Here is a 21,963-nt window from a genome sequence, read left to right as displayed (position 1 = left end):
CCTGGCGTTGCGCCTCGGCGTCAGAGTGGTGGTAGATCCACGAGGCGGTCAACGACGAAGATCATTCCTCGATACGTTGCAGTCTGGCTGCCCGGTGGTCCCCTGCGGCTGCCAGTCCGTCGACGATGCGTCGCCATCGCATGATGTGATCCGGCAACATGCCATCGTGAGTGTGGACTTCCTCAAGCCAGTCGACGAAGTAGAAGCAGTGGTTGGCAATGGCGCTGTAGGCGCCAGCGACCAATCGTTCGGCCCAGGTCAACCCTGTGTCGCGCTGCCACTCAAGTGAAGCGCACTTCCCGAGTTGCGCGAGCGCGTCGACAGCCTTCGGTTCCTGGCAGGCAATCGGTATCCAGCGGTCTACGAGATGCGCGATGGAGCCGGGATGTAGCCAGCCTGCTCTAGCACGGGCCAGGGTCGCGTCGATGTCGGTGTCGCTGACGCGGATCGAGGGGGCGGGCAGCAGCGCCCCCAAGGCGTAGTCGCCCCAGTGGTGATCGGTGCGCAGTTCCGCCCCATCATCTATGGCGTCCAAGGCGCACTCCATCGCGACTGCCCAAATACTTGGCAGGGACGGTCGGAGGTCATCGTCATAGGTGAAGAGCACGGCAAAATCTTGCAGGAGGTCGTGCAAGGCGCGGCCGTTGGATGCGAACCGTTGCACGTACGCCTTCAGCGGCTCAGCGTTGCCTCTGACGGCGAGGTCGACGATCACGCGCGCACCCGGCTCGCTATGTCGGTTCTCGTACCCCTCCCTCGCCCAGTGGTCGGTAGCGCGGGCGTGGGCGTCGAGAAGGACGTCGACAAGTCCACTGGCCTGGCCTGCCACACAGGCTTCACTACGAGACGCAGAAGCGACCGCGATCAGTGGCGGAATGAGGGAAGTGAGGTAGAGCCGATCTGTCTCCACCTGGGGCAGCGTCCGCTCGTAGGGGCCATCGAGCCGGGGACGGCCGCGTCGCCCTGTGACAGGATCCCAGTCACCGAGGCAGCAGTCCCTTAGCCCCGCTCGCACAGCATTGAGTAGCGCTTGGTGGTGGCACTCGCCTGTCTGGAGGGTCCTGTCGCAGGGCGCGGCCCAGGTACGGCCGACCGCCAGTGCGAACGCGATTCGGACCTCGTAGAAGCGGTTGGCTGTACAGCGTTCCAGGACCTCAATGATCGCCGATCGGTCGAGTTCGGGGACGTCTGTCCCAATGGCCAAAAGGGCCGGCAAGCCGACCGCTGCGGAACGATCGGCGCCGATCGAGTAGAAGGAGGAGGCGACATACTCGGCCCGGCTCGGTTCGCTGATCGCCCTGATCAAAACTTCCGCTGCCCAGCGCAAGTCGTCAACAGGCACGTAGATGTATCCGTGGGAATGAGCGACGGCGGCGGCCGCGGCGATCGCGGCAATCGGGTCCAACGGGTTGAGGGTGGCGTCGGGCTCATCGGCTCCGAACGACCGGGCAAGGGCTACGTCGGCCAACAGAGTGTCCACCGATGCAACGCGATCGTCAGTCTTCGCGTAGGTGTTCAACAAACGCAATGCCTGGCTGTTGCGGGCAAACCTCTCGGCCTCGGGCCGCATGCGGGTCGCCAGCGGCTCCGGATGCTCATACTGCACAGCCAAGTTGCCCAACTCGTCAGATTCCGAGTGATAGTTCTCAGGTAGGAACGTCGACGCCCATCCCTGCACCGAGGTAAGAAACCAATCTGCTTCCTCACCTCCTGCCGAGCCAGCAACGAGTTCTTCAGCACGACGCACCAGTTCATCGCCAATGGCGGCAAGTTCGTCGAGTCGGGTCTGGTCCGCAGCGAGGACCGCCCGGATAGTGAGTGCGGCGGCGACATCGCGCAGATTGCTCCGGCGGCGTGACCGGCCAACGAGTTCGGTGTCGTCCGGACCCTGAACGTGCAGTGCTCCTTCACCTGCGACTCGTGCGAACTCCAGATGCCACACGTCGGGGTTGCGCATCCACTGATCCAACAGATGGCCTGCGTGCTCCAGATGCCGCACGAGGAATCCGAGTACCAGGCCAGGCATAGCCAGGTTATTGCACTCGCGCATCAGCAACTGCACAACCTGATGCAGCGGAAGGCCGGCGATGGCGACAAGTTGTTCAACCAGGCGCTCCACCGCCAGTAGCGCGCTCATGCACGGGTACGGACCGACCGACGAACCTCGATACCAGGCCCAGACGCTCCCGTCCCCGGTACAGTGCCGGACGCCCAGTCCCGGTAGATCCAGATCCACTCCGAGAAGCTCATCCTCGGGTACCTGGGTCAGGTCATGGCGATACCCGACACGTATGGACGCGGCATGGTCGAGCATCCGATTGATCAACGCCAACGTCGGCACCATCCGGACATTCAGCAGCTGCCAGAAAGGGCCGTAGTGCCAGCCAGCCATCCGGCCAAGGGGTCCAACGCCGCCGCGATGACTCCGGATGCCGTCGTCAAACAAGTAAGATCGAGGCCAGTTGTCCCCTTCAGTGTCGCGCCGTTCGATGTAGTACGACTCTGTCAAGGTCAAGAGGACGTCCGGTTGATGCCTAGCCATCATCACCACGGGCCACAAGCGCTCCACAACAACGTTGAGGTGTGCAGCCTTCCTGTTGGCGATGTCCCTGAGGAAATGTTCAACCCGCTCATCGAAATCCGGCCCAAGCATCGACAGAGCTTCCATCGCGAACTCATCCCAAAGCTTTGGTTCCGCGCTGAGAATGCGATCACGTACGGTCTGTCGAAGCGCTACTGCCTCTCTTCTGTCGGCCAGCACTAGCCCCCGCAACCAGGCCAGCACCAGGTCACGGACCGAGCGATTTATGTCATGGCTAGTCGGGAAAGTTGCAGCGGAATCGGCGTTGTGGTCGCGACAGAAGGTCATTTCAACCAACGGTCCGAGTACCACCGGGTCACCGACCTCATTGGTCGCGTACCGCTGCATGGCTAGACGAAACGCTGTACGTAGGCCGGTCTGCCGGTCGGTCTGCAGCTCAGGCCATGTCCTGCCGAGGGCTTCCCGGGCGGTGCCCAGCGTGAGCACTGCCTCCCACGGCACATCCGACCATCGCTCACCGTGGTCGATTGCGATCTGGTCGAAGACGGCACGGAGGCGTTGCAATGATCGCCGCATATCGGCGGAGTTGAGGAGGTCGGCCTGACAAGCGACGCGTGCGGCACGCAAGGCCCAGCGCGGTGCCTCAGCAGCAGCTAGAAGTTCGAAACCGTCCGTGATGAACAAACTCACGACTGCCATATCCCGTACGAGATCACTGGCGAATCGGTCGGACGGATTCCAGGCACTGGTCGCACTGAGCGGAGCCAGAAGCCCATCAGAACGCAGCGATGGCAGCGCCAGCGCATCCGGGGGCACAGATTGATCCCGCGGCAACAGTTCTCGCCGCGCCAGCGCCCGAAGAGCCTGGTCACGCGTGTCAGGAGGAGGCGCTCCCTGCGCCATCACCCCACCTCGGCGCACTAGGTGATGCCAGACAGCGGCAAACAGGTCGGCCTCCGAGGCTGCTTTCTCGGGAGCTGTCACCTCGGGGCCAGCCCGGAGCAGCATCTCAACCAGGCCGGGTCTGCCGAGCAGCCAGGCGGTCCGCTGGTCGCTGGCCCAGCGCCTCAGCTGTGGGAAGACTTCGATTGACTGCTCGATCTCCGCCGCGGTCAGTCGGGACACCTCATGCGCGCGGACGACGTCCTCACCGACCGGGCTGGCACGATCAACGTTCTGCGCAGCCTGATTAAGAACGTCAAGGACTACTCCAGAGCCATCGGTGCGAGTGACCGCCACCACCCCTAGTCCGACAGTCATGGCCGCTCGGGCGAGGTCGGACAGCAGGGGAGCACGACCTTCCAGGACGGACTCCGCACCATCGACAGCCAAGAGGCGACCAGTCCCTACAGCAGAGGCACCCAGCACCGCCGCAATTCGAGCACCGAGCAACGCCTCGATTTCCACCAGCGATGCAGGCACTTCTCGCAAGTTCAGAAGGGTGATCGCTGCTCCGTCGAGTCGCAGTCGCCGTGCGGTACGCAAGACGAGTGCCGACTTGCCAGCATCCGGTTCGCCAGTGACCACCAGGCCAGTCGCATGGGATGCTGCGATCTTCATCTCGGCGGCCAAAGCCTCCCCAGCTCTCGCCCGCTCCAACTCAAGATTGTTACCAGAGCCCGTCAAACAGAACCGCACGAGATTTTCGGCCGTCTCCGAGAGGGCATCGAGAGCACGCCACGCAGGAGCATGGGAAGGGGAACGGCTAATCGCTGTCCCTGAAAGATGCTGGCGAAGCATGCTTTCGGTGACAGAGGCCGCTGCTGGGCCGTATCTGCGGGAAAGCCTCTCAAGCTCTTCGAAGAGTGCGTCAGCACCTGTCACCGATGAATCGGGGACGACGCTTCGCAAACGTCCCACGATCCCTGTTCGGTCGGATACGTCGATGCCCTCCAACCTGAGCTCCCACAACCACAGCGCATGCAGAACCCGCCAGGTCAGTTCGGAGTCGGACACCTCCGTGCTCACCTTCTGGCTGTTCGCTGCCTGAGCGATCAGTGCATCCAGATGGGTCAGCCGCGTACGAGTTGCACTGTTCGTGCGACGCGCATGCTCCAATTCGGCACGGAACGCTGCCTCGCTGGGCTGCCCTTGGGCGATTGCAGCCAGCTCGCGCACCTGTTGCACGGCCGGATTCGGGCTGGCAACTGCCAGCGCGAGCCGCCAACGGCCTGCCCGTACCTGGTCCCAGTGATCGGTGACGACCCGTATGTAGGACACCAGTAGGTCCCCTGTGGCGTCGTCGCTGGTCGTGAATTTCGGGGCGCGACGTACACCGATCGACAGACGCCGCTCCCCACCATCCGCTGTGCCGCCCACCACAACGAGGTCATCTACAGGGCTGAAGGCGCTGTCCTGAAACCGCACCGCCACAGGCATTACGTCATCGCCCAGTGCTGGCACCGGATCAGATAGAAGAAGGTGCGCCAGCAGGACGGCGCCGAAGCGATGCTCCAGTACGGTGCCGCCGCCACCCGTCGAGTACGGGTTGGCCCCTTGCTCCGATTCATCTCGGCCCACCATCTACACAGCATATGGCGGGTAACCGTCACCGGAAGCGGGTGCGCCAGCGATTCCTGGGCAGCCGCCAAGGCAAGATCTCATTCCCTCCCGGCGGTTTGAAAGAAGCAGGAGCGGGCGCGCCAACAGAAGCGCGCCCACCTCACTGCTGCATGCTTACGCTTCGGCCGCAGACTCCCGCTCTACGGTTTGACTACGCCGCTGCCGAACCATGGCATCGATGCCCTCCGCGACCTCCTGCTGCCGCTCGTCGTCGGAGTGCTGGTAGATCAACGCGGCCTTCTCCGACGACTGCCCGGCCCGCACCATCGTGTCCTTGAGCGTTGCCCCAGACTGGGTGGACAGGCTGTGGCCGGTGTGGCGGACGTCGTAGAAGCGGAAGTCCTCCGACAGGCCAGCCTTGGCTCGGGCCCTTCGCCACTTCCGGCCGAAGGAGGAGCGCCGGAACGGGGCGCCCTTCTCGCCGACGAACAGCAGGCCGTCGGGCTCCTTCTCGGCGAACCAGTCGAGGTGCCGCTTCACCTCGATGTAGAGGAAGCCGGGGAGGTAGATGGTGCGCACACCGGCGTCCGACTTCGTGTCGCCCTCAACCCGGCGGCCGGTGGTCAGCTCAGGAGCCGCTTCCCGCACCCGTACCGCGAGGGGGTCGAGCGTGACGTCGGAGCGCCGGAGAGCCGCCTGCTCCTCCGGGCGCATGGGGCCGTAGGCGCCGAAGTACACCATCAGCCGCCACCTCGGGCCCATGGCATCGGCCAGCACGTCGATCTGCTCGACGGTCGCGGTCGGCCGTTCCTTGGCCTTCTCGGTGCCAGCGCCCTTGATCCGGCAGGGGTTTCGCCGGATCAACTCGTCGTCGGCCGCGGTCTCCAGGATGGCCTTGAGCAACCGGTAGGACTTGGCGACCGTCGTCGCACCCGTCACCTTGAGCCGCTCGGCTCGCCAGCTCCGGACACCAGGCGGCGTGATCTCGTCCAGATCCATGTCGCCGAAGGCGGGCAGGACGTGCAGCCGCAGGAGCCTGCGGTACAGCTCATCCGTGGTCGCGGAGAGGCCGCGCTCCTCCACCCACTTCAGCGCGTACGCCTCGAAGTTCACGGCTCCGACGTCCGGATCGACCCAGTGATTGCGCTCGATGTCGGCCTGGGTCAGCGTGAGCCAGGTCTGCGCGTCGGTCTTGGTGTCGAAGGTCTCCGGCGCCTTCCGCCGGGCCCCGTCCGGCGCCCAGTACCGGGCCTGCCATCGGCCCGAGGGCAGTTGACGCACCGTGCCGAACTCACGCCGCCGCTGCGGCTTGCGTCCCGCCATCAAGCCGCCCTCCTGTAGCGCGAACGCATATCGCGGCGGGACGCGACGGTGTGGGCCTGGACGTACTCGTCGAGAACGCTCTCGGGGATGCGGACGGGCTTGCCCATCTTGACGTAGCGGATACGTCGCTCGGCGATGAGCCGCCGCACGAAGCGCACGCCGGTGCCGAGCCGCTCGGCGGTCTCTTCCACGGTGAGGAGGCGTTCAGCCATGCATGATCACCTCCTTAGCGGCGCTCGGAATCCGCGTGGAGGCATGGGGTATCGCCGGTGGGCGCAAAGGGTGAAGTCCGCTTCTGGCAGGCGTAGGTGCGGCAACACCGGCCTGCCGGTCGATCGTGAGGGATGTGGTGTGACTCCCGTCCTGGGGGTTTGCGAGCCCAGGGCGGGATGGGGGCGACGGGCTATGCCTCGCCGCTGGATCCGCTTCCGGCGTCCGGGGGGCCGCCCTGCGGAGGTCCGTAGGTCTCCATCAAGTGGGTGGCGCTGGCCTCGGCGATGGCGTGAGAGACCGCCACGTCGGCCTCCTCGCGGATCTCAGGGTGTTCCGTGAGGTAGGCGTCGAGGGCGTCGCGGGCGCGGGTGTGGTCGGCGTTGGCGCGCTGCGTCTCACGGAACGTGTCGACGACCGCGTTGATGAGTTCCATGGCGCGGGCCTTGGCCGCGAGCTTCGGGGGGCCGACGAGGTTGCGCAGGTCGAGGCCGAAGACCTCGGCGAACCCGATGGCCTCGTCGAGGTTGATGCGGCGCTTGCGGTTCTCGATGCGCCAGACCCCGGACGGGTTCATCTCGAAGCCGGCCTCGTTCAGGCGGTCGGACAGGGCGTTGGTACTCCAGCCGCGCGCCTCGCGCTCCAGCTTGATCCGTACCGCCACGTTCTCCTCGCCGCTGAGCAGGACCCCCTGCGGAGCGTCGTCGTCAACCACAGCCACCTCCTTCCATGCGTAGCAAGCCCCTGCCATTCGCAAGGACTCATCAACAGTAACATGACTTCTGCGAGATGCAGAACACTTCTGCGAATCGCAATTCATGTGGCATGCTGGTGGTACCCCCGCACCACACACCAGGAGCACGACCCGACCCACACGCCACAACGCAAAGCCCCCCGGCGACTGCCGGGGGGCTGAAGCGCAAACCTCTCAACCGCCATCCCTAGCGATCAACCTGCGAGGCCGGGATTGCCGTCCCATATGGCCCGCAAGCAGAGGAGCTCGACGCCCAGTATGGACGACGCCCAGCCGAACACGCCATCCCTCACCCCGCCCGGCGACCCCACCGACGTTCCAACCTCACCGCCCGCGGGCGAGGAGGTGCTGCGCGATCTGCGGGCGCAGATCAAGCGGTTCGTCGTGCCGCCCAGCGAGGAAGCCCTCACCGCAGTGACCTTGTGGGTGGCGGCCACGCATCTGCAGACTGCGTGGCAGCACGCCCCGCGCCTGGCCGTGGTCGGTCCGGCCAAGCGGTGCGGCAAGTCGCGGCTGCTGGACGTGGTGACCGAGACCGTCCGCGCCCCGTTGATCACGGTCAACGCCAGCCCTGCGGCGATCTTCCGGTCCATCACCGAGAAGAACCCGCCCACCTTGCTGGTGGACGAGGCCGACACCCTGTTCGGCAGCCAGAAGGCGGCCGAGCGCAACGAGGATCTGCGCGGCCTGCTCAACGCCGGACACCAGCGCAACCGGCCTACCCTGCGCGTCACCGGCCCCGAGCACACCCCCGTGGCCTTCCCCACCTTCGCGATGGCCGCGCTCGCCGGTATCGGCGACCTCCCCGACACGATCATGGACCGGTCGGTGGTCGTTCGCATGCGCCGACGAGCTGCCGGAGAAAGCGTGTCGGCCTTCCGCACCGGCCGTGACACGCCCGCCCTCCGCGCCATCCGCGACCGCCTCACCGCATGGCTCCGCCGCTTGCACGCGAAGGCGATGGACATGGAGCCGGACATGCCCGTCGAGGACCGGGCGGCCGACACCTGGGAGCCCCTGGTCATCGTCGCCGACCTCGCCGGAGGCGACTGGCCTTCGCTCGCCCGCACCGCCTGCCGGACCATGTCCGCCCACGAGGCCGGGCAGGACGAGAACGCCGGACTGCGTACCCGCATCCTGGTCGACATCCGCCGGGTCTTCGCCGCCGAGGACGAGCCCGCCATCCTGCGCACGAGCCGCCTCATCGAGCAGCTCAACGCGGACACCGAAGCCCCCTGGGCCGGATACGGCCCACACGGGCTGAACCCGTGCAGCCTGCGGGTGCTGCTGAAGGACTACGGCGTCAGCTCGGCCAACCACCGCTTCCCCGGCGGCACCCAGGCCAAGGGCTTCGCCCGCACCCAGTTCCTCGACGCGTGGGCCCGCTACTGCCCCGCACCAGCCCCCGGGCCCACCGAGGCCAGCAGGTCCTCCGACGGCACCGCCGCCTGACCTGACTCCACTCGTCCCACCCGTCCCCGCGCAGGTCAGCGTAGGGACGGGTGTGGGGCCCGCAACGGGTCGACCCGACATCACCGTTCCACCCGTACCTGCCCTGACCAGGCATGCGACGGGTGGGACGAGTCACCGCACCTCCCGGAGTGCCACCGCTTGCCTTCCCTCAGCTCCACCACCGCCCCGGCTCCCACGTCCGGGACCGGTGCGATCCGCATCGGCATCGCCCTGCTCGGCGCGATCGGCTTCGCTCTCTCCTACGATGCGCTTCGCCAGATGGCCGTCGCCATCCACATCCGCGGACTGCTCACCTACGCGTTTCCCCTCGTGATCGACGGCTTCATCGCCATCGGTGTCCGCGCCCTGCTCATCCTGCGCACCGCCCCCTCGCGCTCCCGCCTGTACGTATGGGCGCTCGTGGGACTGGCCACCGCCACCAGCATCTGGGCCAACGCGCTGCACGCCATCCGCCTCAACCAGCAGACCCGCCACACCGGGCTGCACCTCGACGACCTCACCGTCGGCGCCCTCTCCGCCATCGCCCCACTCGCCCTCGCCGGAGCCGTCCACCTCTACCTCGTCATCCAACGCCACACCACCAGCCCCCGGCACCGCCAGGAGGACAGCACCACGCACCGCCACATCGACACCAGCCGCCACGACCACCAGCCCACCGGACGCCCACACCCCACTCACTCCGATGACGAGCCGGAACACCTGGAGACCGCGCTGGCGACCAGCGCCACGGATGTGGCGGGAGACGCCGACGACGTGGCGGAGGAACCGCTCGCCAAGCCCAAGGGCCGACAGCCCAGCGCCACCATCGACGAACTCGTCGGCATCGGACGCACCGCTCCTCCGGGACGCGACGGCCGCATCTCACGCCGCGCCGTCGAAACGGCGATCCGCGCCAAGGGACACAGCGTCGGCCGAGCCCGCCTGGACGAAGCCACCCACATCCTCCAAGGCGAACTCGACACAGCCCGCGCCAAGGCCGACTGACCTCGAAGACCGCACTCGTCCCGCACGCCGCTGACCCGTCCCACCCGTCCCCGCGCAGGTCAACACGGGGACGGGTATCCAGCCCGTGACGAGTCCACCCGACATCAACCCCCGCCACCCCGTCCACGGAGACGCCTCCATGCACAACCCGCACCACGAACCCGCCACCAGCCAGCAGGAGATGACCACCACCGCAACCAGCGCAGCAAGGTATGGCGTTGGACCGTCCAAGGGCCGGTCCAACGCGGATGCCTCCGCCCCGGGGGAGGCGGAGGACCTCGGGCACCAGGAGGTGCCCGAGGAGGAACAGCCCGCCGACGCCCCCGAGCATGCGCCCGTCGCCCGCGCCGACGACGCTGTGCATCGTGTCGCCCGCCGTCGCGCCCGCGAAGACGTCCAGCGCAAAGAGCGTGTCGATGTCCGCTACAGCGTCGACGAGAAGCGCGCGATCGTCGCCCTGGCTCGGGAGATGGAGATCGCCAGTGCCCACCTCGTCGGCGCCCTGGTCATGGCCTACCTCGACGGCAACCTCCGCCTCCCCGGCCAGCGCACCCAGTTCGACGACGTGATCGACGAGCTGGCCAACCTGCGCGCGCAGGTTGCCGCGATCGGCAACAACGTCAACCAGATCGCGTTCCGCCTCAACTCCGGAGGCGATTCACACCCTGTGGACACCAACGTCCTGGCCCAGGCGGAGCGCACCTTGGACACCGTCCGCGTGACGATCCAGGACATCGCGGCGGTCATGAATCACGCCGTCTCCGCGAAAGCGGTCGGATGATCGCGAAGATCAGCAGCGGCAAGGACACCGCCGGCCTGATCAGGTACCTCTACGGTCCCGGCCGAGCCAACGAGCACACCGACCCTCACCTGGTCGCCTCCTGGGACGGCTTCGCCCCCGACCCCGGCCGCAGCAACGACTTCAACGCCACCAGGAAACTCCTCGTCCAAGACCTCGACCTACGCGTCCACCAGGCCGGGCGCCTCGGCCGAGCACCGAAGCAGCACGTGTGGCACTGCTCCCTGCGCGCCTCCCCCGAGGACCGGCTCCTCAGCGATGACGAATGGGCGACGATCGCCCGCCGCATCGTGGCCGCCACCGGAATCGCCCCCGAAGGCGACCCGGACGGCTGTCGCTGGGTGGCCGTCCGCCACGCGGAGGACCACATCCACATCGCCGCCACCAAGGTCCGCGGCGACCTGCGCACCGCCCGCCACTGGAACGACTACCTCACCGCCGACAAAGAACTGGCCGCCGTCGAGAAGGACTACGGCCTCCAGCAGGTCATACGCGGCGACCGCACCGCGGCGAAACGCCCCACCCGTGCCGAGCGGGAGAAGGCCCTCCGCACCGGCCACCCGCGGGCCGCCCGCGAGCGCCTGCGCTCCACCGTCCGTACCGCAGTCTCCGTCGCCACCAGCCCCGAGGAATTCCTGGACATCCTCGCCCGCACCGACAACGTGCACGTGGACATCCAGTACTTCCCGTCCGGCGACATACGCGGCTACAAGGTCGCCCTCGCAGGCGACACCAACGCCGCAGGCGACCCGATCTGGCACTCCGGCTCCAAGCTCGCCCCCGACCTGTCCTTCCCCAAGATCCGCGAGCGCCTCACCGACCTCGACACCCCAACGATGGCACCGGTAGACCGCCATCGTCCCAGCCCGTGGCGCCAAGCCACCGCAGCCGCCGAACGCATCCCCACCCGCCTCGCACGATCCGACGACGCAACCGCCCAGGCCAACATCGCCGCCTTCGGCGAAGCCCTCGACGCCCTGCCACTCCTCGCTCCCAAGGACCTCCGACCCCAACTCCAGCAAGCCGCGATCGTCTTCGAACGCGCAACCCGCTCCCGCATCCGCGCCCATCAGGACCAGGCCCGAGCCCTGCGCAGCGCTATCCGATCTCTGCGCACCGCTCCCGTCACCGGAGACGGGTCCGGCCTCGCGATGTTCCTCGACGTCGCCCTCCTGGTCGTCACCGCCACCGTCCGATGGCACCGGCTCCGCCAACACGACCAGCAGGTCGCCGCAGCCCACCAGACCCTGCTCCACCTGCGCACCGCCTACGAAGAGGCCGCCGCAGCGCCCCTGGCCGCCCTCGCTCAACGCAAACCGCCCCAACGGGTGGTCGACCGGCTCGCCCACCAGCTGCACCAGGTCGTACCCGCACACGCGGAGCAGGTCCTCAGCGATCCTGCGTGGGACGCTCTCGCCACCGTCCTCACAGATGCCGAGCACTCCGGCCACGTCCCCGAGCGCATCCTCCAGCAAGCCGCCAACGAGCGTGCGCTCGACGACGCCCGTTCCCCGGCCCAAGTTCTGGTCTGGCGTGTCCACCGCCTCGCCGAAAGGCCGGCGCCCAGCGCTCGCGCCCTCGCGGCTCAAGCCCGCAGTAGCGTCCAGCAGGTGCCGTCAGGGCAACAGCTACTGAATCAGGGCTCGGCATCGCCCCACCTTCGCGACCCGGCTGAGCGGACGCGCGTGCATCGCCGCTGAGCGAGAGGGGCTCCGCGACACGATCGGCCCGGCGCACCCAGCGCCGGGCCGACAGCCGAGTGCATGTCCTCTACCTGTCGTCGCCCGTCGGGTCAACCGCCCGAGTCGGGCTCGATCTTTCTGTCCCCTTTGCCCCTCGCACCGCTGGGCGTGAGCCGTACCATCGGAATACGCGACCATGCCTGACCGAACCCGCTGGGGTGAACGTGAGCGACTGGGCCAGCCGCACGACGGGGGAGCGCATCAGGTACCTCCGCCGTACTGCGGAACTTACACAGACACGGCTCGCCGACTTGGCCGGCATCTCTGTCGCCACCGTGCAGAAGGCCGAGCAGAACAAGGGTGAGCTGTCCATTGGCTACCTGCTCAAGCTCGCCGCGGGGCTGCGTACGGACGTCGCCGTCATCCTCGGCCAGCAGGCACCGCGCCACGACATGAGCCTGGAGGCCCGCGCGGCGCTGCGGCAGCTCGCGGACGCCGTGCACGAGAGTGCCCTCGGCGACTGGCAGGGCATCGGGGAGCCGAGCAGTCTGGATGAGCTGACCCGCGCCCACGGGCTGGCCTACGAGGCGTACTGGCAGGGGGAGAACGGGCAGTTCAGCAATCTGACCTCGAAGATCCTCAAAGAAGGACGCGCCCGGTACGTACAGGTCTCCGGCTGGGAGCGGGAACAGCTCGGCCGCCTGCTCGCGAGCACCTATCAGGCCGCCGCGTCGAACGCGATCCTGCTCGGTCAGCGCGATCTCGCGTTCGCCGCGCTCACTTCCGCCCATCACCTCAGTGCGGAGGCGGGCGATCCGGCGCTGTCGGCTCTCCTGGACTCCACTCTCTCGTGGGCCTACCTCCGGGACGCGAAGGTCGAGCGGGCGATGATGGTGGCCGAGCGCGCCGCCGCCCGGATCGAACCGCCGCTGAGCAAGGCACCCGGCCCCGAGCTGCTGGCCTACGGTCGCTTGATGATCTCCGCGGCCGTCGCAGCCTCGCGCTTCGAGAAGGGCAGGGGCGAAGCGGCGGCGAACGAGTACCTCTCACGGGCGCACGCGGCGGCCTATCGCGTGGGCCGCGACAAGTCGCTCTACGGCACCCACTTCGGCCCGACCGCGGCGAACACCGAAGCGGTGGGCATCCGGGTCGCGCTCGGGGACTTCGGACAGGCGTTGAAGCTCGAAAAGGAGACCCCCTCCCCAAGTCCATGCCGAAGCTGGCGCGCAACCGCTACAAGCTGGACGTCGCGCTCGCCCAGGTCGAAGCCAAGCTCTACGACAGGGCCGGTGACACCCTCATCGAGGTCGGGCTCGACGCGCCGGAGTGGGTCAAGCACCAGGCGCTCCCCGGGGTGATCGGCAGGCGGCTGGCGAAGGTCTCCACGTCGAAGGTTCATGCGATCAGCGAGATTATCGGCGTGCCCTTGATCGTTTAAGTCGTACGCAGCGTACGAGTCACGCCCATGCGACCTTGGAGGGTCGTACGCTCCGTCTGTTCACCCCGTGTGAGCACGCCGACACGATATGGCGCATGGTTGGAAACGCGCACACGACGGCGCCTGTTGACCGGTCACCTCGCTTCACGTCACAACAACTTTGGCGAAGGCGGGAATTGACCGACGCGACCGTGGGGGTCGAGCGCTTCAAGGTCATCGTCTACGTGTGCACCGCCGCGAACGCGGATCCCTCCTTGCCTCGTCAGGAGTGCATCGAGCACGCCGAGATGTACGGCTGGGACGTCGTGGCCACCATCGTGGACAACACCGGCCTCTCCGCCCCACAGGGGCGCACGGGTCTGTCCGAGGCCATCGAGCGCATCAAGGCCGACGAGGCCGGTGCGATCCTCACCGCGTACCGCTCCATGATTTCGCCCGGGGAAACGGAGGGAGCAGTCGGCTGAGCTTATTGGCTTACCCACATAGGGGACCAGTAGAGGACCTTTGTGCCAGATTCGTCAGCCAAGAGAAGCGTCTTTCGGCCCTTACTGCCGTGCAGCGTCAACAATCTGACATAATCTGTCGTAACCGATTCGAGAGCTTGTAGTAGGCGACTTATCTCCGCGTGCTCGGTGGTGTCCGGGGTGAATCTATTGACCCTCCTCCCGTAGGTATGCTTGAGAGAGTCGACGGTCACTCCGGAGTTTGCGTGGTCAACCCTCTCGATGTTTCCGACCAGTGAGCGAAATGATTCGTCGACCACTCCTTGATCGATTGCCTTTTCGAGGGATTCGATCAACCTGGACACTTCCAGCTCCTTCCGTTGTTGGTGGATATCTGAGCCCCCGTTACTTCACCTCTGATCAGTACCTCACTTTCGCCGTAGATGTCGGGTGACTCCACTATTCTTGAGTCAGGTACGGCAGATTTCGGGATTCGCATAACCAATCCTCCAGATCCCAATTCATCGGCCGCGTCCACCGCTACGCCGTCGAAGTCCGTGGTCCAGGAGGTGAACTCGCTGTTTGTGTTCCCTCCATTATGACTTGCGGGATCATCGTGACCACCCAGCGGCACTGCGCGCCCCTGTTTGGCCTCATCGTACTTATAGTGCCCGTTTGGGACTCCGCGATAGAAGTATTGATCTTCGTCGCCTGCTCCAGATTCCAGCCCCAGCGGATCTATTCGGGTGAGGGAGTTGCGCACATAGGCATGATGGTTGGGGGCTGGCCGAAGGCCGAGCGGGTCCGGTGTGGCGTACCGCGCCGTTTCGGGGTCGTAGTGGCGGAAGTAGTTGTAGTGGAAGCCGGTTTCGGGGTCGGCGTATTGGCCGGGGAAGCGGAGGGGGCAGTCGGCCGAACCGGAGGGGGCGGGGAGGGGGGTACCCCAAAGGGTGGTGCGGTGTTGCCAGGCGAGGGTGCCGTCTGGGGTGACCAGTTCGGTGGGGGTGCCGACCAGGTCGGTGATGACGGCGTGGAAGCGGGAGGTGCCCAGGTCACGGTTGGTCTGGGTGAGGAGGCGGTGGGTGCCTGGGGTGTAGTCCCAGGTGGTTTGGGCGCCGTCCGGGGTGGACTGTTCCGCCAGGCGGGTGTCCTCCCAGGTGAAGTGCAGGGCGTCGGCCGCTGTGCCGTCGTCCGTGAGGCGGTGTTTGGATATGCGGCGGCCCAGGGGGTCGTACGTGTAGTGCCACCGCTCGCCCTCGGGAGTGATCGCGCCGGTGAGGCGGTCCTCGGCGTTCCAGGTGTAGGTCCAGGTGCGGGTCTGGCCGTTGAGGAGCTTGCGGGTGCGGCGGGTCAGGCGGCCCTGGGCGTCGTGTTCGTACGTGGTGCGGCCCGCGCGGTGGAGGATCGTGCCGGTGAAGGCGCGGTCGCCGGGGGTGTCGTGGTCCGGGGCCGTGGCGTGGGTGAGGTTGCCCGCCGTGTCGTACGCGTACGTCTCGGTCCAGCCGTGAGCCTGCACGGCGGTGACCCTGCCGACCGGGTCGAGGTCGAAGCGGCGGGTGCCGGAGGTGAGTTCGCGGATCTCGGTGAGGTAGCCGTCCGCGCGGTAGGTGTATGAGCGGTGCTGGAGGAGGCGGTCTGCAGCCTCCGGGGCGCGGGTGAGGGTCTGGGCGGTGAGGCGGTCGGACGTGTCCCAGGTCTGGGTGAGGGAGACGCCGTCGCCCAGGAAGCGCTCGGTTTCGCGGCCTGCCGCGTCGTAGGCGAAGGACAGGGTGCCTGCGACGTTGTCGAGGTGGGTGGGGCGGCCTGCGGGGTCGTAGGTCCAACGGGAGCGAAGTCCGCCCGGGGTGGTGCGTTTGGTGCGTCGGCCCGCTGCGTCGTACGCGTAGGTCGTGATGCGGCCGTTGACCGTTTCCGACAGGACGCGGCCCAGGGCGTCCCGCTCGATGGTCAGCTCGGCGTCCGCGTTGGTCGCTTCAAGGAGGTGGCCTGCGGCGTTGTGCGCATACCACGTGATCTCGCCCGTGTCGCTGCGTTGTTCGGTGGTGCGGCCGAGGTTGTCACGGGTGAAGTGCAGGGTTTCGCCGGCGCCGTTGGTGCGGGAGGCGAGGTTTCCGGACGCATCGTGGGTGTAGGTGAGGGTGCGGCCGTTGAAGTCGGTCTCGGCGGTGAGGCGGCCCGCCGCGTCATAGGTGTAGTCCCAGGTCAGACCCTGGGGGTTGGTCACCGTGGTGAGGCGCAGCTCGGTGTCGTAGGTGAAGGCGTAGTGGGCGCCGTCGGGGTCGGTGCGGGTGGCGGGGAGATCGAAGTGTGTGTGGGTGTAGGAGGTGGTGTGGCCTGCGGCATTGGTGTGGGTGACGAGGTTGCCCTCGCCATCCCACTCCCAGGTTTCGCGGGTGCCGTCGGGGTTCTCGCGCCAGGCGGGCTTGCCTTCGATGGTCCAGCCGTGGCAGGTGGTGTTGCCGAGGGGATCGGTGAGTGCGGTGGGGCGACCATGGGGACCGCGCTGGACGTGGGTGGTGTGGCCGAGTGGGTCGGTGAGGGTGGTCGGGAGGCCGGCTGCGTTCGGCGTGACGGTCGTCGTGTGGCCCAGCGGGTCGGTGATCCCGGTGAGGTGTCCCGCGTCGTTGTAGGTGTAGCGGGTTACCGAGCCTGTGGGGTCCATGGTGGAGGTGCGGTTGCCCCGGTCGTCATAGACGTGGCGCCACACGCCGCCGTTCGGGTCGCGGATCTCCAGCGGGAGGCAGTCGTCGTCGTGGAGGGCGGTGAGGGCGGTGCCGTCCGCGCGTTCGATGCGGGTGGGATTGCCGAGGTCGTCGTAGGTGTAACGGGTGGTGTGGCCCAGAGGGTCGGTGACGGCCACGGGGCGGCGGTTGGTCTCGTCCCACTCGGTTCGGGTGGTGTGACCGAGGTTGTCCGTCTCCGAGACGATCTTGTACGCCTCGTTGTAGACGTACACCGACTCGTGGCCAAGGGAGTCGGTGTAGCGGGTGGTGCGCGCTGCCTCGTCGTAGCGGAAGCGTCCCGAGAAGGTGCCGTCGGGGCCGACGGTGCGCAGGACCCGGCCTCGGTGGTCGTAGACGTAGCCGAACGCGGTGCCGTTACGGTCTTCCCAAGCGGTGATGCGGTGCTGGTCGTCGTAGCGGAAGCGGAGCGGGTCGCCCGTGGAATTGATGATCTGGGCGAGATTGCCCGCCGCATCGTAGGCGTACGAGACGAGAGTGGTGCTGCGCTCTCCGTCCTGGCCGTGCAGCAGACGAAGGCGGGTGATGCGCAGCAGCTCGGGATCGGTGTCCACAGCTATGCGGTAGCCGCCCGAGTGGGTGACCTCTTGCGGGGCGCCCTTCGTGTCGTAGGCGAAGGTGATGCGGTTGCCCGCCCGGTCGGTGATCGCTGAGAGGGCCAGCTCCGATCCGCCGGTGGGCAGCGGGGTGAAGTGCAGCGTGCGGTTGCGCTCGGGGGCGCTGATCGTCATGGTGCTGTCCGGCTTGCCGTCCCAGGACAGCGGCCAGCGGGGTCCGCTGGTGGGGAGGGTGGGCACGTCGGGTTCGGGGACGGGGTAGGTCAGCACCATGCCGTCGTCGGCGATGTAGACGACGCCCTTGTCGTCCAGCTCCAGCCGTTGGTCCAGCGTCCCCGCCCAGGTGGGGCCGAACCAGCCGCCGCACGGGTGCCCCGATACGTAGTGCCGCTCCAGCACGAGCGGGAGGGCACCGGGGAGCCCGACGTCCGTCGCCGAGGTGAACATTTCCCCTGTGGCGGCGTCCACCGGCTCGTTGAGGCCGCACTTCTCGCCTTTGCACTTGTCGTTCTTGTGCGGCTCGCTGTCCGCGCGTTCGCGCCCGCTGCCGTCCCTGCGCAGTGCCCGCTCGCGGCCGGCCAGTCGCTTGGCGGCGTCCTTGGCGGCAGAGGCGCCCTTGCGCGCGACGGACCCGCCGCCGGTGGCCAGCGCGAGCAGCAGGTCGGGGGTCAGCTGGCCGGCCGCGCGGGCGGGATTGCGCTGCCATTCGTCCCAGTTGACGGCGGCTTTGGCGAACTCCTTGGGATGTTCCTGCGCGTAGACGATGCCGTCGGCCATTCCGGCAAGCTGCATGGACCAGCCACCGAAACCGTCCTCGACCAGGTATTCGCCATGCTTGTACAAGCCGCGCGCGGTATCCCACGCCCCGTAGAGGTAGTTCTGTCCCTTTTCATAGACGCGGTCCCAGCCCTTGGGCGCGTCAGGGGCTTTCTCCGCCGCCGCCTCCAACTGTTTCTTGGAGATGTCGACGACGTCTTGAAGTTCCTTCTCCAGGAGATCCAGACGGCGATAGCAGTCCTGGAGCGCGGTGGAGCCGGGATCTTCGTTCGATGGCTTGTCCGGAAGGTTGTCGTCCTTGCGGTCCACGGCCGCGTTGTATTTCTCCACCTGACCGGCGTGCTTTGTGGACGCGGCACGGGCGGCGTCCGCATCCGCGATGATCGGTTTGAGCCGCTTATGGACGGACCGCAACTTGTCGGCATAGGCGTCCAGGGCACTGGCTGCGGACTTGAAGTACTTGCGTGCCGCCTTCAGCTCCCTTGGAAGCGCTTTGACGGCGCCCTCAAAGCCCTCGGCGGCTTCGCCCGTCCACGGCATACGGACGAGGACAGCCAGCTTGTCGTTGCCGTCACCGAACGCTTCCGCATAGGCGCGGAGCTTGACGACCAGGTCATCGATCTTGCCGGGGCTGCCGATGATGACATCGCTGGGCTTGGCGTGCGGCGGTATGCGCTCGGTGGCACCGGGTGAGGCGCCCTCTGTCGCGTCCTTCGAGGTCATGCGATGGGCCCCCGATTGTCATCGCTCTCCCAGTCGATGACATGGTCCTTCCCCAAGCGGCGGATCCGAGGCGTCTTCTCCGGCTTCGGCTCTTCGTCCCACTGCTGCTGGAGGCTCTTCGGCGCGGAGTCGAATTCGCCCCGGTACCCTTCATCCCAAACCTGCAGACCGTGGTCGCCGACGGGAAGTTTGGCCATGTTGTCCTCGGTCGGGGAGAAGTCCTTGATGCGCAGCAAGTCGGCCATGACGTAGGCGGAGAGAACCTGCCGCAAGGTCTCAATGATCTCGTCAGTATGCTGGGCGATGCGGCCCATACCGTAGCCCCACTTGGAGAGCACGTCCTTGGCGGGCTTCTCGATATCGATCGTGGCCGCGAAGTCGATATCCCCGGCCATCGCCTTCCAGTCGTCCTTGATCTTGCGGGCCGCTACGACGGACTCCTCCAGCGGCTGCATGACCTTGCGGACCCCGGATATCTCCACCGCGTACCCCGCACCGGGCGCCGGGCCATTCCCGCCGGGAGTGCCCTTGCCGCTTCCCTCATCCCCCGCCACGTCTACTCCCCCCGGGTTTCGGCTGTCTCGTGCGCCGCTCCAGCGGCATCCGCCGACGCGTCGGCCATTACCGCGTCCAGCACGAACGGATGCGGACCCAGCGGATCGACCAGCGCCCTGACCCCCTCCGGCAGCTGCTCCATCAGATCCTCGGCGGTGGTGGATGCCCAGTCACATACGCCCGCGAACAGAGCAAGCCCCTCCCAGGAAGTGAAGACCGCCACCACCGGTCCCTCCACCGTCTCCGAGACGAAGAAGCCGGGTTGCTCGGGCCGCCGGAAATAGAGCCGCGCGGACCGCAGTTGCGCGAGGCGTTCCACCGGAGTCATATGCGCGGCGGCCTCTTGGCGCACCAGGTCACGCAGCGACATGCCATCCCCCTCCCGTCACGCCACCGTACGCATCACAGCAAGCATGCTGACACAGCCATGCGACTTTTTCGGCCAAGGCCCCGGGACACCGCGACATGACGAAGTTCAGCAACGGGGCTCAGTTGCCAGTGTCACCGTGAGCGACTCTGTCGGGGAAGTTGGCATGCTGGTGTCAGCAGTTGGCTGTCCGGTACGACGGTTCGGCCATGCCGGCGCGCCTGCCGAACTGGGCAATCTGATCTTAGGTGACCTGGGGGGACGAGACCCGAGACTGTCGACCGCCTCGGCTGTACGGATGCTCATTGACCGCACGAGCAGGTGCGCCGGATACCCGCCGGGCAGGCACCCGCGGCTCTCCGGGCGGGTTCTCGTCCGGCGACTCCGGGACGCTTCCCACCGGTTTTCCCGGCTCGCTGGGGAGAACTGACCTTGGAGCGGTCTGCCCGCGGAAGATCGTCGTCCCGCTGTAGAGCGGCAGGACCTCCGCGATCCGCTAACTCGTCACCGCCCCCAGAGCCTCCAAACCACCCCAAAATAGCTACTCATCGTGACCAATGCCGTGGAGCCCCAGCAGAGGCCGGGCTCAAAAGCGCCGAGCTGCTGATGGGGGGCTCGTCAACACACGACACCACCCCCGCCACGGCGGACGGGGCATGTCCGGTTGCGTGTGCAAGTCAGCCCGTGGCCATGAACGGCGCACATGCGCAGACCGCTGTCATCAGGTGAAACCGGTGACGATCAGCAGATACCGAAACCCCTCGTGCCCCATCCGTGCCCTACGGGGCGGTAAGCAGCGGTAAATGTAGGCTCGGCCATGCCCGCCCTTCAGGATCCTGCTGGTGCATTTTTGCTGGTCAGCGGCATACAGCCACCACAAGCGTCGTTGATTCCCAAGCTCAGAGCGCGAGTTCGATTCTCGTCACCCGCTCCATGCGAAAGACCCAGGTCACAGACCCGGGCCTCTTTGTTGTCTAGACCTCTCTACGCCTCCGTGCCCGTTCCGTGCCAGATACCGTTCCGCGCCCCGGCATCCTCCGCGTTCACTCCCTAGGGCGCTCATCCGTACTACCGATGCCCTCGGCAGTCCCATCAGGCATGCTGGACCCATGAGCAGGTATGCAGCGGCGAAGCCGTACGTACTGCCGGAATCGCTCGCCGAGCTGAACGGGCCGACGACCGGCAGCGTCACCCTGCCGCGCCACATCGACTGGGGACCGCACTACGTCTACGACCTGGCCGACGAAGCAGACTTCCGGCTGATGTACGAGCGCGTCATCCGCGAGGCCCAGACGCGCGACGACCTCAAGACCTATCTGCACACCACGCCTCTGCGAGAAGTGTGGCGAGACCTGTTCCTGCCCTCCCCAATCCGGGCCGCCTGGGAAGCTCGCTTCCCCGAACTCCACGGGTCCAGCACGACAGCTGCTGCCTAGTGGACGAACTGCACCACCAACTGATCCGCATCGGGCTGGACGCCCTCGCCGAGGATTACGGGTACGCCTCGCGGGCGGATACGCCGTCCAGGCCCACCACATCGTCAACCGTGTCAGTGACGACGTGGCCCTCTTCGCACCGTTCGACAGAGCCAGTCGTGAGATGAGCCAGGCCGCAGAACGGATCACCACCGCCTACGAAGCCGCCGGATACGCCGTCGAGCAAGCCCATCTGACCCCCACCTACACCAGGTTGAACGTCACCGACACCGCCTCGGGCACGCAGAGCAAGGTGGAGCTCGTCGCCGAGTTCTTGCACCACGCACCAGTCGAATCCGAGCTGGGTCCGGTCCTGCACCGCGACGATGTCGCTGCAGGCAAGACCAGTGCACTGTTCACCCGAGCCGAGGTCCGCGACGCCATCGACGTCGCGGGGCTGCTGGGCGCCGGCTACACCCGCGAGCAGCTCATGGAGCTCGCCGCACAGAACGACGCCGGATTCGACCGCCGTATGTTCGCCGACTCACTCGGCCGCATCCAGCGGTACAGCGACAAACAGTTCGCCGCCTACGATCTCGACGCCGACCAAGCGGCCACGATCCGCGCCACCTTTGCCGACTGGCAGCAGCAATTGCTCTGACCCCGCATGCCTCCGCA

General features: G+C 66.9%; 15 protein-coding genes. 8 read left to right on the top strand and 7 right to left on the bottom strand.

The features are described 5' to 3' along the window. Positions 1-61: 61 nt before the first annotated feature. The 4 genes from ABZ370_RS11715 to ABZ370_RS11700 form a co-directional block, all read right to left on the bottom strand. The gene (locus ABZ370_RS11715) at positions 62-5,065 is read right to left on the bottom strand and encodes a hypothetical protein (RefSeq protein ID WP_358619245.1); all 5,004 of its coding nucleotides are present in this window, start codon (positions 5,063-5,065) and stop codon (positions 62-64) included. A gap of 153 nt (positions 5,066-5,218) precedes the next feature. After that, a complete protein-coding gene (locus ABZ370_RS11710) occupies positions 5,219-6,367 on the bottom strand; it encodes a site-specific integrase (RefSeq protein WP_358619243.1) in 1,149 nt (382 codons plus the stop codon). Next, positions 6,367-6,579 carry an excisionase family DNA-binding protein gene (locus tag ABZ370_RS11705; RefSeq protein ID WP_358619241.1) on the bottom strand — a complete coding sequence of 71 codons (213 nt, stop codon included), beginning with the start codon at positions 6,577-6,579 and terminating at the stop codon, positions 6,367-6,369. The genes ABZ370_RS11710 and ABZ370_RS11705 overlap by 1 nt, the downstream gene beginning before the upstream one ends. Before the next feature lie 191 nt (positions 6,580-6,770). Continuing rightward, the gene (locus ABZ370_RS11700; protein ID WP_358619239.1) at positions 6,771-7,328 is read right to left on the bottom strand and encodes a helix-turn-helix transcriptional regulator; all 558 of its coding nucleotides are present in this window, start codon (positions 7,326-7,328) and stop codon (positions 6,771-6,773) included. Positions 7,329-7,589: 261 nt separating this feature from the next. Here ABZ370_RS11700 and ABZ370_RS11695 point away from each other — a divergent pair, with 261 nt between their 5' ends. The 6 genes from ABZ370_RS11695 to ABZ370_RS11670 all read left to right on the top strand — a co-directional run bounded on the left by ABZ370_RS11695 (position 7,590) and on the right by ABZ370_RS11670 (position 14,171). After that, on the top strand, positions 7,590-8,783 hold the full coding sequence (locus ABZ370_RS11695; protein ID WP_358619237.1) for a DUF3631 domain-containing protein: 1,194 nt from the start codon (positions 7,590-7,592) through the stop codon (positions 8,781-8,783). 159 nt (positions 8,784-8,942) lie between these two features. Then, positions 8,943-9,788, top strand: a complete 846-nt coding sequence (locus ABZ370_RS11690; RefSeq protein ID WP_358619235.1) for a DUF2637 domain-containing protein — start codon at positions 8,943-8,945, stop codon at positions 9,786-9,788. A 139-nt stretch (positions 9,789-9,927) separates the two neighbouring features. Then, positions 9,928-10,569, top strand: a complete 642-nt coding sequence (gene mobC / locus ABZ370_RS11685; RefSeq protein WP_358619330.1) for a plasmid mobilization relaxosome protein MobC — start codon at positions 9,928-9,930, stop codon at positions 10,567-10,569. Further along, complete coding sequence (locus ABZ370_RS11680; RefSeq protein WP_358619234.1) at positions 10,566-12,287, top strand: mobilization protein; 1,722 nt, start codon at positions 10,566-10,568, stop codon at positions 12,285-12,287. The genes mobC and ABZ370_RS11680 overlap by 4 nt, the downstream gene beginning before the upstream one ends. A 293-nt stretch (positions 12,288-12,580) precedes the next feature. Beyond that, a complete protein-coding gene (locus ABZ370_RS11675) occupies positions 12,581-13,627 on the top strand; it encodes a transcriptional regulator (RefSeq protein ID WP_358619233.1) in 1,047 nt (348 codons plus the stop codon). A 256-nt stretch (positions 13,628-13,883) separates the two neighbouring features. After that, a complete protein-coding gene (locus ABZ370_RS11670; protein WP_358619232.1) occupies positions 13,884-14,171 on the top strand; it encodes a hypothetical protein in 288 nt (95 codons plus the stop codon). Between the two features lie 331 nt (positions 14,172-14,502). Here ABZ370_RS11670 and ABZ370_RS11665 read toward each other — a convergent pair whose 3' ends face one another. The 3 genes from ABZ370_RS11665 to ABZ370_RS11655 are packed head-to-tail and all read right to left on the bottom strand — an operon-like array spanning position 14,503 to position 19,873. Next, entirely contained in the window at positions 14,503-18,948 is a 4,446-nt protein-coding gene (locus ABZ370_RS11665) for a DUF6531 domain-containing protein (protein ID WP_358619230.1), read from the bottom strand. Then, positions 18,945-19,502: a hypothetical protein gene (locus ABZ370_RS11660; protein ID WP_358619228.1), complete on the bottom strand. Its 558-nt coding sequence runs from the start codon at positions 19,500-19,502 to the stop codon at positions 18,945-18,947. Before ABZ370_RS11660 ends, ABZ370_RS11665 begins: the two co-directional genes overlap by 4 nt. Positions 19,503-19,504: 2 nt before the next feature. Beyond that, positions 19,505-19,873 (bottom strand): SseB family protein, encoded by a 369-nt coding sequence (locus ABZ370_RS11655; protein WP_358619227.1) that lies wholly within the window; start codon positions 19,871-19,873, stop codon positions 19,505-19,507. A gap of 1,106 nt (positions 19,874-20,979) precedes the next feature. On the opposite strand from ABZ370_RS11655, the gene ABZ370_RS11650 reads away from it, so the two are divergent. After that, positions 20,980-21,306 carry a hypothetical protein gene (locus ABZ370_RS11650; protein WP_358619225.1) on the top strand — a complete coding sequence of 109 codons (327 nt, stop codon included), beginning with the start codon at positions 20,980-20,982 and terminating at the stop codon, positions 21,304-21,306. Continuing rightward, a complete protein-coding gene (locus ABZ370_RS11645; RefSeq protein WP_358619329.1) occupies positions 21,296-21,946 on the top strand; it encodes a nucleotidyl transferase AbiEii/AbiGii toxin family protein in 651 nt (216 codons plus the stop codon). The genes ABZ370_RS11650 and ABZ370_RS11645 overlap by 11 nt, the downstream gene beginning before the upstream one ends. Positions 21,947-21,963: the final 17 nt, after the last annotated feature.

The sequence above is a fragment of the Streptomyces sp. NPDC005962 genome (assembly GCF_040629205.1).
In the GTDB taxonomy this organism is placed as follows: Bacteria; Actinomycetota; Actinomycetes; order Streptomycetales; family Streptomycetaceae; genus Streptomyces.
Note: the sequence above shows the minus strand (reverse complement) of the source record. Positions and strands in the feature narration are given on the sequence as shown.

Bases quoted from the DNA above. Each gene is read 5' to 3' on its own strand.
- ABZ370_RS11655 (WP_358619227.1), bottom strand. From the start codon at position 19,873: ATGTCGCTGCGTGACCTGGTGCGCCAAGAGGCCGCCGCGCATATGACT.
- ABZ370_RS11695 (WP_358619237.1), top strand. From the start codon at position 7,590: ATGGACGACGCCCAGCCGAACACGCCATCCCTCACCCCGCCCGGCGAC.
- mobC (WP_358619330.1), top strand. From the start codon at position 9,928: ATGCACAACCCGCACCACGAACCCGCCACCAGCCAGCAGGAGATGACC.
- ABZ370_RS11705 (WP_358619241.1), bottom strand. From the start codon at position 6,579: ATGGCTGAACGCCTCCTCACCGTGGAAGAGACCGCCGAGCGGCTCGGC.
- ABZ370_RS11680 (WP_358619234.1), top strand. From the start codon at position 10,566: ATGATCGCGAAGATCAGCAGCGGCAAGGACACCGCCGGCCTGATCAGG.
- ABZ370_RS11700 (WP_358619239.1), bottom strand. From the start codon at position 7,328: ATGGCAGGGGCTTGCTACGCATGGAAGGAGGTGGCTGTGGTTGACGAC.
- ABZ370_RS11710 (WP_358619243.1), bottom strand. From the start codon at position 6,367: ATGGCGGGACGCAAGCCGCAGCGGCGGCGTGAGTTCGGCACGGTGCGT.
- ABZ370_RS11665 (WP_358619230.1), bottom strand. From the start codon at position 18,948: ATGACCTCGAAGGACGCGACAGAGGGCGCCTCACCCGGTGCCACCGAG.
- ABZ370_RS11650 (WP_358619225.1), top strand. From the start codon at position 20,980: ATGAGCAGGTATGCAGCGGCGAAGCCGTACGTACTGCCGGAATCGCTC.
- ABZ370_RS11715 (WP_358619245.1), bottom strand. From the start codon at position 5,065: ATGGTGGGCCGAGATGAATCGGAGCAAGGGGCCAACCCGTACTCGACG.